This is a genomic window from Empedobacter sp. R750, assembly GCF_030324345.1.
GTDB lineage: Bacteria > Bacteroidota > Bacteroidia > Flavobacteriales > Weeksellaceae > Empedobacter > Empedobacter falsenii_C.
Window position 1 is genome coordinate 1 of record NZ_JACAGF010000017.1, and the last position, 12,236, is coordinate 12,236.

At 31.7% G+C, this 12,236-nt stretch carries 11 protein-coding genes; 5 read left to right on the forward strand and 6 right to left on the reverse strand.

Features of this window, described 5'->3' with window-relative positions; genetic code table 11:
• Window positions 1-59: 59 nt before the first annotated feature.
• Both HXZ74_RS14395 and mnmE read right to left on the reverse strand, forming a co-directional pair.
• Window positions 60-848: a phage integrase SAM-like domain-containing protein gene (locus HXZ74_RS14395; RefSeq protein WP_286476000.1), complete on the reverse strand. Its 789-nt coding sequence runs from the start codon at window positions 846-848 to the stop codon at window positions 60-62.
• 182 nt (window positions 849-1,030) lie between these two features.
• A complete protein-coding gene (gene mnmE / locus HXZ74_RS14400) occupies window positions 1,031-2,428 on the reverse strand; it encodes a tRNA uridine-5-carboxymethylaminomethyl(34) synthesis GTPase MnmE (protein WP_286476002.1) in 1,398 nt (465 codons plus the stop codon).
• Window positions 2,429-2,698: 270 nt separating this feature from the next.
• Between mnmE and HXZ74_RS14405 the strand changes: the two genes are divergently transcribed.
• The 3 genes from HXZ74_RS14405 to HXZ74_RS14415 are packed head-to-tail and all read left to right on the forward strand — an operon-like array spanning window position 2,699 to window position 4,687.
• Window positions 2,699-3,316: a hypothetical protein gene (locus tag HXZ74_RS14405; protein ID WP_280063091.1), complete on the forward strand. Its 618-nt coding sequence runs from the start codon at window positions 2,699-2,701 to the stop codon at window positions 3,314-3,316.
• 5 nt (window positions 3,317-3,321) lie between these two features.
• Complete coding sequence (locus HXZ74_RS14410; protein ID WP_280063092.1) at window positions 3,322-3,987, forward strand: hypothetical protein; 666 nt, start codon at window positions 3,322-3,324, stop codon at window positions 3,985-3,987.
• Window position 3,988: 1 nt separating this feature from the next.
• Window positions 3,989-4,687 (forward strand): hypothetical protein, encoded by a 699-nt coding sequence (locus tag HXZ74_RS14415; RefSeq protein ID WP_280063093.1) that lies wholly within the window; start codon window positions 3,989-3,991, stop codon window positions 4,685-4,687.
• 245 nt (window positions 4,688-4,932) lie between these two features.
• On the opposite strand, the gene HXZ74_RS14420 is transcribed toward HXZ74_RS14415, so the two are convergent.
• From HXZ74_RS14420 to HXZ74_RS14435, 4 genes are all read right to left on the reverse strand, one after another.
• Window positions 4,933-5,667 carry an SIMPL domain-containing protein gene (locus HXZ74_RS14420; protein WP_280063094.1) on the reverse strand — a complete coding sequence of 245 codons (735 nt, stop codon included), beginning with the start codon at window positions 5,665-5,667 and terminating at the stop codon, window positions 4,933-4,935.
• Window positions 5,668-5,733: 66 nt separating this feature from the next.
• Window positions 5,734-6,366 carry a thiamine diphosphokinase gene (locus HXZ74_RS14425; RefSeq protein ID WP_286476004.1) on the reverse strand — a complete coding sequence of 211 codons (633 nt, stop codon included), beginning with the start codon at window positions 6,364-6,366 and terminating at the stop codon, window positions 5,734-5,736.
• Entirely contained in the window at window positions 6,359-6,925 is a 567-nt protein-coding gene (locus tag HXZ74_RS14430) for a cob(I)yrinic acid a,c-diamide adenosyltransferase (RefSeq protein ID WP_038330418.1), read from the reverse strand. The genes HXZ74_RS14425 and HXZ74_RS14430 overlap by 8 nt, the downstream gene beginning before the upstream one ends.
• Window positions 6,926-6,962: 37 nt before the next feature.
• Window positions 6,963-8,180 (reverse strand): MDR family MFS transporter, encoded by a 1,218-nt coding sequence (locus tag HXZ74_RS14435; protein WP_286476006.1) that lies wholly within the window; start codon window positions 8,178-8,180, stop codon window positions 6,963-6,965.
• Between the two features lie 124 nt (window positions 8,181-8,304).
• On the opposite strand from HXZ74_RS14435, the gene HXZ74_RS14440 reads away from it, so the two are divergent.
• Both HXZ74_RS14440 and secD read left to right on the forward strand, forming a co-directional pair.
• Window positions 8,305-9,153 carry a DUF6929 family protein gene (locus tag HXZ74_RS14440; RefSeq protein ID WP_286476008.1) on the forward strand — a complete coding sequence of 283 codons (849 nt, stop codon included), beginning with the start codon at window positions 8,305-8,307 and terminating at the stop codon, window positions 9,151-9,153.
• A 121-nt stretch (window positions 9,154-9,274) separates the two neighbouring features.
• A complete protein-coding gene (secD, locus tag HXZ74_RS14445) occupies window positions 9,275-12,190 on the forward strand; it encodes a protein translocase subunit SecD (RefSeq protein ID WP_286476011.1) in 2,916 nt (971 codons plus the stop codon).
• Window positions 12,191-12,236: the final 46 nt, after the last annotated feature.

Sequence of the window (12,236 nt, forward strand, 5' to 3'; positions counted from 1 at the left end):
TTTTACGGATTCTTTTCATATATTAAAATTAAGGTTTTATGCTTAACTTTTACTCCCAACTAAGTTAGTATATCCAGATCTTCATTTTCATCTCTAACTTCTTTCCAAGTTAATTTGAATACATCGCTCCATCTTAAACCTGTTAGGCAACTAAAAAGAAATGCACGTTTCACTACTTCATATTTACAATCAGTAACAGCTAAATTTTGAAGTTCTTCAAAAGTTAAATATTCGCGTTGAGATTCTTTTTCTTCGAAAGGTTTTATCTTTAAAAGCTTATGATTTGTGATGTAACCTTCTTCATAAGCTTGCTTAATAGTTGCTCTAAATCTATTGAAGTAAGAATATTTAGAACCATGTTTTAAAGGTGTCCCATGTTTGGTTTTTGCATCGACATCTAAAAATCTTTTAAATCCATTTATTGAATCTATTGTTATTTCTGATAAAGTAGTTGAATGATGAAAATATTGATCGATATACCTTTTTACAGACTTCCATGTTCCGTAATTTGATAAATAAGAAGAACGATGTTCTTTTAATTGATCAAAATATTCATAAAGGGTAATATTAGCTTTATCTCGATCTACAATTCCAAATTTACCTTGTAAAAATTCACTTTTACGAATAGCTAATATATTTTCTGCTAACTCTAGAATTTCTTTGTTATTTTTCTTTTCATCAGCTTTTATTGGATCTTTGATTAGATAACCAATTTCCTTTCCTAGATATTCAAATTCTCGGTTATGAATTTCTTTTCCATTATCATCTATCTTTGAACCTTTATAATATTCTAGATAAAGACTAATTTTACCTGAGTTTAATTTCTTCTGTTTTAAGCTTATTTTCATAATTGATAGAGTAGAGATGTAGCGAACTACATCTTTTATAAATCATTAAAAAAAAGGTGTAGATACGGTACAAACAAAGTACAAATAACATCCTTTTAACTACCACCAAATATAAAAATAAAAAACCTAACAATCACTATATTAAGCAGTTGTTAGGTTTTTGTTATCCGTTATTATCCGATTTATTTCCCGATACAAAATTTACCAAATATGGTCCCTAAAATATCCTGATCCACATCAATTTCACCTGTGATATGTCCCAAATAAGTCAAAGCTTCACGGATATCCATGGCTAACAAATCTCCAGGAAGTCCCATGTCCATACCTTGTTTGATCTTTCCAATTTGAGAAAGTGTATTTTGCAACGCTTCTAAATGACGAGAGTTAGTAACGATTGTGTCATCCTGATTTGTTCCTTTTAATTTAATCTGATGAATCAGATTTTCTTTCAATGCATCAATATTAAACTGATCTTTTGCCGAGATTTCTAAATGAACAACATCTTTAAATTCTTGTTTGATAGCTGCTGAGATAGCCGATTCGTTATTCGTTACATCAATTTTATTCGCAACATTAAACAAGATTTTTCCTCTACGTTGCAAGTCATCCAATTGATTGGCAATTTGGTTATCAGCAGTAATATTGGCATCATACAAATAGATAATAATCGAAGCGTTGTCTATTTTTTCAAAGGTTTTTTCGATTCCAATACGTTCTATCGTATCTCCTGCTTCACGAATACCAGCTGTGTCAATAAAACGGAACCCAACGCCGTCGATGTAAATAGTTTCTTCTATCGTATCACGTGTTGTTCCTTCAATATCCGAAACAATGGCGCGTTCTTCGTTTAATAAAGCATTCAATAAAGTTGATTTTCCTGCATTTGGAGCACCAACAATTGCGACTGGAACACCATTTTTGATGACATTTCCAAAAGCAAAAGAATCTGCTAAACGTTTCAAAATAGATTGTAATTTATTCAATAAATCATAGAATTGTGTACGATCTGCAAATTCAACATCTTCTTCAGAGAAATCCAATTCCAACTCCATCAAAGCAGCAAAGTTGATCATTTGATCACGCAAATCTTTGATTTGATTAGAGAATCCTCCACGCATTTGTTTAATCGCAATTTCGTGCGAAGCTTTCGAATCCGAAGCAATCAAATCCGCAACAGCTTCTGCCTGTGTTAAATCCATTTTACCATTCCAAAAAGCACGAAAAGTATATTCACCCGGATCAGCATTTCGAATACCTATTTTATTTAAAAGCTCTAATACTTTTTGTTGAATATAAATTGATCCATGTGTCGAAATTTCAACGACATCTTCACCTGTATACGAATGTGGATTTTTAAATAGTGAGAATAATGCTTCGTCAACAATGGTATCTCCATCCATCACATACCCCAAATGTATGGTATGAGATTCGGCGTCATTCAAAGATTTAGTGACATTAAATTTTGATTGATAAATCTGAGCAACTTTAGAAATTGCTTCTGGTCCAGAAATACGAATAACCGCTATAGCGCCCATTCCATTGGCAGTTGCCAATGCACAAATTGTATCGTTGTTTAGCATAATGCAAATTTACAACTTTCTCGAGTAGTGAAGAAATTATTCTTTTTTGAAACAACAATTCTTAATATTATGTTAACACCTGTTAAAGTCTATTTTTTAATCATTTTAAACAATTCCATATATAGTTATACAACAGTATTTTACCTACTTATCTATTGTTTATATTTCATATTTTTTTTGTTAACATTATTTCATTTAAGTAGATAAATGTACTTTTGTTTTTCCTATCCTCATGAAAGTCAATTAGCGATAATTGAATTATTGAAAATAATGAAGACGATTTTAGTTTCACTAGCAACATTACTCTCTACTACCACAATGTTTGCCCAAGTCGGAATTAATACTGATACGCCGAGAGGGGCGATTGAAGTGAATGGAGATATGGTTTCTAATCAATTAATTTTTCCAAAAAACTTAGCTCCAGTTGAGGCAGATATTAAGAAATCATATAATTTATTAGTACAGAATACTGTTACAAATAATATTGAAATATTAGATGTAAGAACTACAGATAATACAGGTATTGCTGCGTTAGTGACTTTTGAGCTTATCGCTCCAAATGGAGATTGGGTTGAAAGTTTTAATACAAGAATTGATGCAACTAAATATGCATTAGTTGTATTAAGTGGATATTTTTCTGAAAATATTACAGGAAGTACGACAACAAGTGCTTTGCCTGGAGTAGGAGCTAAAGTTGTAAATAATGAATGGACATTAAATGCAGATTACCCCGCTTTAAATTCAACTGTGACAAATGGAACTCAGAAATGGGTAATCACATGCTCTATTTTTCCAAAAACTTATGTAAAAATACTCCCAGAGCAAACGGTTAATATGAATAATTCTGGAATTAATCTAAATGAAGGAGGTACTCCAATATTAAATTAATAAAAATGAAAAACTTTTTAATTGTAAGTATTTTATTACTTACAACAAATATATCGTACAGTCAAGTAGGAATAGGAGTTTCTAATAGTGATTTAACTTCTGAAGAATTACAAATAAATGGAAATTTCATTATTACAAATAAAGTTGGTCAAGTAAATAAGTTAGAAGAATTACTTGAAAAAAAGATAGTTAATAATGTTGAAGTTAATACAGATTATAGAGTAGTTGCCCAAGATCCGAATCAGATAGGAAATGTTAGTGGACAAATAAAAGAAATCTATGGTCAACAAAATGTTTTACCAATTATCATTCAGCCTTATGAAATACAGAATGTAAATGGTGATGATTTAGATGATTTAAACCTTAATATTCCATTAAGTGATTATTTTGTTGCTATTACAAATTTTGAAGCTGTTGACAATTTAAAACAAGGCTTTCCAACTACAGCTAGTAAAGGAAGGTTTGAATATAATGCTTTTGTAGGATTAGATAATATGTGGCATGTAAAAGTTAGAAATCCCTCAACAAGTCCTGCAAATGTAAATAATGCTTTTAATTATTTTTTTGATGTATTAATTTATCCAAATAGATTTTTCAAAAACTTAAATACAAAATCCTATAATTTAGGAGGAAATAAAAGTGGAGATGCAGTAACACCTATAGTTAATTAAAATGAAAAATAAAATATACAGTGTAGTAATTATATTACTTACAACCATAACATTTGGACAAACTTATACTCCAGGAGTAGGGATTAATACCGATAATCCTAAAAGAACATTAGATGTAAATGGTACAACAATTTCGAAAGGGAGTAATGATAAATGGTTTTTTGAAAATCCTGGAATTTACACAGGAAAATCAAATGATAGTTATTTAACTGTAATTGATAAGGATGATAACAAAATGAAAGTTTTCAATCCTTCTACAATGAGTTATGCTTCAATTAATTATGCAACGTTCAGATTTAATAAATTACCAAATACAGGTTTAACAGAATATGACACAAAAATAGATGCTTCTAAATATCATGTGATGATTGGAGGATTTATTATTTATGGTATAAAAACGGGCGATCCAAAAACTCCAGAAGAATTAGATCCTTTAGGAATTTCAGAAGTTACGGGAACTTCTACAAAAATTAATGGTAATGTGTTGTATACCTCAAGAGCTTATGTTGGATCAGGAAATACTTGGAGATTAAAATTTCAACCAAATAACGGAGTTACTTTTGATCAAGTTAGAATAGATTTAATACTTAATGTTGCTATTTACAGAAAAAATCTTTTATTATCTGATACAAATGAAAAGATAGTTGTGGATATGAAAAATACAAAAACAGCAACTGCTCCGGCGCCAGCAAAAATTTAAAAATATGATAAAATAATTTTTCTAATTTAGATTATTGGCATGCTTTTAGTATTTCCATCAGAAATTGGATTTATAATGTCATCAAAGAAAAATTATGCTACAAAAAGAGGTTTTGGAATTGGTAATTTTAGAATTAAAATTGTAGACGTACTTATTGTAATATCTGCTTTGATATTACTTGCAGTAGTATTTAAATAGACAAAAAAAAAGCTTCTTAATATTAAGAAGCTTTTTTTATTGATTTATTAATTTGAGTTATAACTTGCTCTCACAGTAATTTGAGCCGTTTTTTGGCGAGATGTGGTATTCAATGATCCACCAGCCGAATATTCTTCATTATCATTTTTACCTGTAATCTGAAAAATACCCAAATCGGCTTGTTTCAATTTTCCTAAACTAGCACCAGATTTTGTTGCAATATTTTCAGCTCGTTGTTTCGCATTTTCAGAAGCTTGCGCAATCAATTCAAGTTTTAAATCTTCTAATTTCGAATAATAATAATTTGGATTAGATGAACTCAATTCGATGCCTTGGCTAATTAAAGTTGAGATTTCTCGCGAAGCTTTCTCTATTTTATCCAATTCTTTCGACTCGATTGTTGCATCTTGCGAAAGATTATAGCCTGTAAATTGACTAATGGAATTTCCGTTTGCATCTGTTCCGTACTGAAAATCTTTTGAAATATTTACCGCTTCAAAAACAATTTCTTTTGGATTGATTCCTTGCGAAATCAAAAAGTTTTTGACGACCGTTTGGTCAGCTTTTAATTGATCCGAAGCAACGCGCAAATCATAATCTTTGCGACTAAACGTTGCACGCCATTTAACTAAATCGGCATTAAAATCTTTCAACGCATTTCCGGTAACATTGATCGATTCAGAGCTTTTGAATTTATATTTGTAGGCGTTTCCTAATATACATGTTGCAGCAATCAGCCCAACGGCTAAAATAGATGCAACAATAACTGAAAATTTATTCATAGTAATTTGGTTTTCAGTAAATGTACAAAAAAAAAGAAAAGATGCGTTTCACTAAAAATAGTGAAATTAAGCAATCAAAATAGGAAATTCTTGATCGATGATAAAGATAATTAAATTACCTTCTGAATAATCAATTGTAACCAAATCTTCATTAGCTTTATTACGAGTTCCTATGCGAGAAAGTAAGTTCAAATCTTCATTATTCAAAGGATATTCCAAACCTTTTGTGATAATGTTTTTACATTCAGGAAAGGGTAAAAGCGAAATTGTTCGTCCAAAATAACCTTCTAATTTCGTTTCTTTTTCTGCGAAAAAATATTGACTATAATTATCGTAGAACAAAATATTGATTTGATCTTTGAAACGATAAGCCGCATTTAGATTTCCAATAAAATGATCTTGTTGACGACCGCTTGCTCCAAAAACATCAACGTTTTTGAAACCTTTATCCAAAATGATTTGTAAGGCTTTTGCAAAATCTGTATCATTTTGATCTGGAGTAGAAATAACTTCTATTTCAGAAGGGAATTGACTGATTTCGAAAGAATCAAAATCGCCCGAAATAACATCGGGCGTTATATTTAGTTTTTGTAAATAACGAAATGCACCATCTGTACAAAAAATCATATCATAATTTGATGTATCAGGCAGAATAGTAGGGACTTCGCCATTCAAAAATAAAAGAGCTTTTTTATTCACCTGGAATCCATTTTACTTCTTCGTGATTATTGTCTGTAGCAATTTTACGCCCTAAAACAAACAAATAATCAGAAAGACGATTCAAGTATTTTTGTAATTCTGGACGGATTTCTTCTTCCTCAGCCAAACCAACTGTCAAACGTTCGGCACGACGACAAATACAACGCGCAACATGAGCATGAGAAGCTGGTTGATTTCCACCTGGAAGAATAAAATGAGTCAATTGTTCCAATTGTCCTTCCAAATCATCAATCCATTCCTCTAATTGTACAATATCTTCTTCAGAAATAGTTTTCGGAATACGAGGTTTACCATTTGCCAAGTATAATTTATCGACTGGTGTTGCTAATTCAGCTCCAAGATTGAATAAACCTTTTTGGATGATGATAATTTCTTCCTCTAATGCTGGATCAATTTCATATGAACGAATTAATCCTAAATAAGAATTTAATTCGTCAACTGTTCCGTAAGAATCAATCTTTAAACTATTTTTAGAGACACGTGTTCCTCCATATAAACCTGTTGTACCTTTGTCTCCTGTTTTTGTATATACTTTCATGTGATTTCAACTAATAATTATCGAAGATAAGAAAATCTTAAATATTTTTTGGTAAAAGTGGTTTAGTAAAAAAGTGATATCCGATAGCTACGATAACTAAAATAACTGTGGTGATTATCCAAAGTGTATTAAAACCGTAATCGGTAGCAATGTGAGTTCCTAAAAATGGCGAAACAATAAAGGCAATCGCTGCTGTCATTCCGTTTAGTCCCATATAAGCTCCTCGGTTATTTTTTTGCGAACGAAAAGCTGTAACCGTTGACATCAAAGGTAAAACAAGCATTTCTCCAATAGACATCAGTCCAATTGCTAAGTACAACATTCCTAATGTGTGACTAAATGTGAAGATAAAATAACTAATTGCTGTGATAAATGAACCGAAAACTAAAAGTTGTGTAACTGTAAATCTTTTTTCGGTATAATGGATCAATAACATTTCGAATACAACAATGATTATTCCACTGAATCCCATTAATAACCCAATTTCTGTTTGTGTTAAATGCACTACATCTTTATAAAATAATGGAAGTGTATTTAGGATTTGGAAAAATGCAATAGAGAATAATACACAAAACAGATTGAATACTAAGAAAGGTGTATCAGTGTATGCATTACGTTCTTTTTCTACGACGGATTTATCAGAAATATTTTCTGAGGCAGCATTTCGTTCTTTTCTTCCATTGAAAAAGACAAAGAATACAATTCCAGCAACCAAAGCAGCTCCTGCATTACAATAGAATAATAAATCGTACGAATAATTAGATAAAAAACCTCCCATTGATGGACCAATTGAGAAACCTAAATTAACCGCCATTCTATTCAAAGAAAAAGCACGAGTGATATTTTCTTTCTTAGCATAACGTGTGATGGCAACTGAGTTTGCTGGACGAAACATTTCGCTAATAATACTCAAAACAAGCATAATAACTGCAAAAGATTCTACCGTTTTAAAATAAGGTAAAATCAAAAACATCGGAGCACTTAGAAATAAACTGATGGCTTGCACTTTAAAGTTTCCGATTTTATCTGTTATCCAACCTCCAAGCCAAGAACCAATTACAGAACCAACTCCAAAACAACTTAAGACTATTCCCGAGTTTTCTAAAGAAAATCCTAATTCGGAGATCATATAAATTCCTAAAAATGGTAAAACCATCGAACCCATTCGGTTCAACAACATTACGATGGCTAACATCCAAGATTCTTTCGAAAGTCCGCTGTAGGCGTCAATGTAAATTTTTAGAATTTTTTTCATCTCTCAATTTTCTTTTTAAATGCTACAAAGTTAAGTTCTTTTTTTACAAAAAATCGGTTATTTATCGAGGTTTCTGATATTCTTTGATTACTTTTGAAACCTCTTAAAAACAAATCTTACATCTATGTTGTTTTACAATTTCATTCTTAAGGTTTTAATTGTCATAAATGGGCTTGGAGCGGCATCTGGATTAGTGGTTGATAAACACCATGTTTACACAATTTCCGATGATAAAGCACATTTGTACGTTTACAATAAAAAGAAAAAAGAAGTGGATAAAGTTGATTTGAATCCAGAAGTAAAATCAAAACATATCACCAAAAAAGATAAACCAGATTTTGAAGCGATTACAAAATTTGACAATCATTTGTATATTCTTGGTTCGGGTTCTAAGGAAAATCGTTTCGATTTGATTTCATATAACATCAAAACCAAGGAGGTACAAAACGATAATTATAGTTTTCTTTTGGATGAATTTTTAAAAGTTTCGAATTTATCTAAAAAAGATTTTAACATCGAAGGAATTATTACAGATGGACATTGTACATATTTTTTCAACAGAGGAAATGGACCTGCTGGTGTAAATGGAATTTATAGAGTGGGAGGTAAGATAAATGATTTGAGAGGTAAATCAATTGATTTTTTTCCAATCACTTTGCCTAAAATTAACAATGAAACTACCACTTTTTCGGATGCTATTTTAGTAGATGGAAAAGTTTTGTTTACAGCAACAGTAGAATCTAAAAGTACAACTCAGTTTAATGGAGAAATAAAAGGCTCTATTATAGGTGAGTTAGATTTAGCTAGAATGGAGGTTACACGTTGGCAAAAAATTTCGGATGATAAGAAAATCGAAGGTTTAGCGTTGTATAAAGAATCTGGAAAGAATTATACCTTGTATTTGTGCGAAGATAATGATGATGACTCTAATAAAGCGTCAATTTATATCTACAAATACCAAAAGGAAATCTAATTTTTTGAATAAAGAATTTCGAAATACGGACATCGATTTTCGATTTATTCTTAAAAAATTGTGAAAGTATTTTTAAGACTATTATATTTGTCCGTCAAAATTTATTTATCAATTAAACATTATGCGAGGAAGATGGCTCATTGCAGCATTTGCAATTATTTTAAGTCTCTTGTGTATCAGACAACTAAGTTATACTTGGTACACAACTAAAGTGGAGCATGAGGCGGCGCGCTTGGCGAGTAAGCCAGAAGACGAACCAAGAATTTTAGATAGCTTGGCTCAGCATCCTCTTGATTTGGGAATTATTAAGTACGATTATGGGTATGCCAAAAACAATGAAATCAATTTAGGATTAGATTTGAAAGGTGGTATCAACGTAATTTTACAAGTTTCTGAAAGAGATTTAATCGAGAATTTATCAGCGAAAAGTCAAAACCCTATGTTGGCAACGGCTTTGGATGCTACAGATAAAGCTCAAAAAACAAACGGTAACGTACCTTATGTCGAATTATTTTTTCAAGAATTTGATAAAATAAAAGGAGGAACAAAATACGCAGCTGCAGATTTGTTTGGAAACAAAAACAATGCAGATAAAATTGCGTACAATGCTTCTGACGATCAGGTAAAAGAAGTAATCCGTAAAGATATCGAAGCTAAAGTTGCAACAGCTTATGATGTAATTAGCTCTCGTATTAATCAATTTGGTGTTGTTGAGCCAGTAATTCAACGTTTAGGTGATAAAGGTGATGGACGTATCTTGGTAGAATTACCAGGTGTTTCTGACACTGACCGTGTAAAAAAATTATTACAATCTACAGCAAAATTAGAGTTTTGGCAAGTTGTTCGTCAAGATCCTACAGTTTTACAATATTTTTCTAGCGTTAATACAGAGAAATATAATGTAAAAAATGAGAAAGGAGAAACAATCAAAACTTTAGCAGAAGTTATGCAACCAGCTGGTTCTAACGCAAGTTTTGTTGTGAATGTAAAAGATACTGCTGTTGTAAACCGTGTGATGCAAGACAAAGGTTTTGTACCTGGATTACCAGCAAACATTAGAGGATACAAATACTCTTGGGCGAATAAGCCAATGAATTTAGGTAAACAAGCAAATGATAAATCTGCTCCTAAATTATTAGAGTTTTATGTCTTAAAAGGTAAAAATGGAACGCAAGAACCATTAATTGAAGGAGATAAAGTAGTTTCTGCTGCTGGTGAACGTAATCCTGGTTCTCTTACAAATGAGCCTGTTGTTACAATGCAAATGAACCAAGTTGGTGCACAAGAGTGGTCTCGTATTACAGACGAGTTGAAACCTGCAGGTCCTGGACAACCAGGTCAAGGTGTTGCAATTGTGTTAGACAATATGGTGTATTCTGCGCCAAACATCAGTAATCAAATTACAGGAGGTAATTCTGTTATTTCTGGAAACTTTACAATTGACGAAGCAAAAGATTTAGCAAACATTTTACAAGCAGGTTCTTTACCAGCTTCATCTAAAATCGTTTCTGCTGAGGTTGTTGGTCCATCATTAGGACAAGAAGCAATCAACAGTTCGTTAATCGCTTTTGGTTGTGCATTTGCATTAGTATTAATCTGGATGGTGTTCTACTACAGCCGTGCAGGTATTTATGCTAACGTTGCATTAATCGTTAACTTATTATTCTTATTAGGATTTTTAGTATCACTTAAAGCTACATTATCTTTACCAGGTATTGCCGGGATTATCTTGACATTGGTAACAGGAATGGATGCGAATATCTTGATTTACGAACGTGTAAAAGAAGAATTAAGAAAAGGAAAATCATTACGTCAAGCAGTAGATTTCGCTTATTCATGGAAAGGGGCTTTCTCTGCAATTATCGATGCCAACTCAACATCATTTATCACAGCATTAATTTTATTCTTCTTTGGTAAAGGTCCTGTTGTAGGTTTCGCAACAACGTTTATGATTGGTATTTTTACATCAACATTTACAGCGATTTTCATTACACGTTATTTCGTAGAAGGACGTTTAGCAAAAGGAAAATCTGTTCCTTTCTATACATCATTTACAGCGCACTGGTTACAAAATATTAAGGTTGACTTATTAAAAACAAGAAAAATTTCTTATGCGATTTCAATTGTTTTAACAGTAGTTGCTTTAATCTCTATCTTCACAAAAGGATTTGATATGGGTATCGAATTCCAAGGTGGACGTACATATACAGTTCGTTTTGATAAACACGTAGATCCACAACAAATTTCTGAAAGTTTGGGTGATGTTTTCGTGTTAGATGGCGAAAAAATGATGCCACAGGTGAAAACGTATGGTGGTCAAAATCAAGTAAAAATTACAACAGCATACAAAGCTGACGAAGACGGAACAAATGTAGATGACGAGATCAAAGACAAATTATATACAGGTCTTAAATCTTATCTACCAGCAAATATGTCTGAAAAAGATTTCTCTGAAGATAATGCTACAATAGGTTTAATGTCTTCTGCAAAAGTAGGTCCTACAATTGCCGATGATACAACAAGAGCTTCTTATATAGCGGTTTCTTTAGCATTAGTTGCAATTTTCTTCTACTTAATCGTGATGTTCAAACGTTGGCAATTCTCATTATCAACTATCATCGCATTAGCGCATGACGTGATTATTGTATTAGGAGTTTTCTCTTTATTCAAAGGAATTTTACCTTTCAACATGGAGATCGACCAAGCATTTATCGCGGCGATTTTGACGGTAATTGGTTACTCGATGAATGACTCGATTATTATCTTGGATCGTATTCGTGAGAATTTAACAGTTGAGAAAAACCACAACTTGTACGATATTATTAATATTTCTACATCAGAAACATTATCACGTACAATCAATACGTCTTTATCAACGTTCTTAATCGTATTAATCATCTTTGCATTTGGTGGAGAATCAATCAAAGGATTTATGTTTGCGAAATTAATCGGTATCGTAATTGGTACATTCTCGTCTATTTTCGTTGCATCTCCTTTATTGTATGACTTTACTAAAAAAGGTCAAATGAATAAATAAGATTCAAATTTTAAATAAATTTTAAGAAAGCCATCAAAGAAATTTG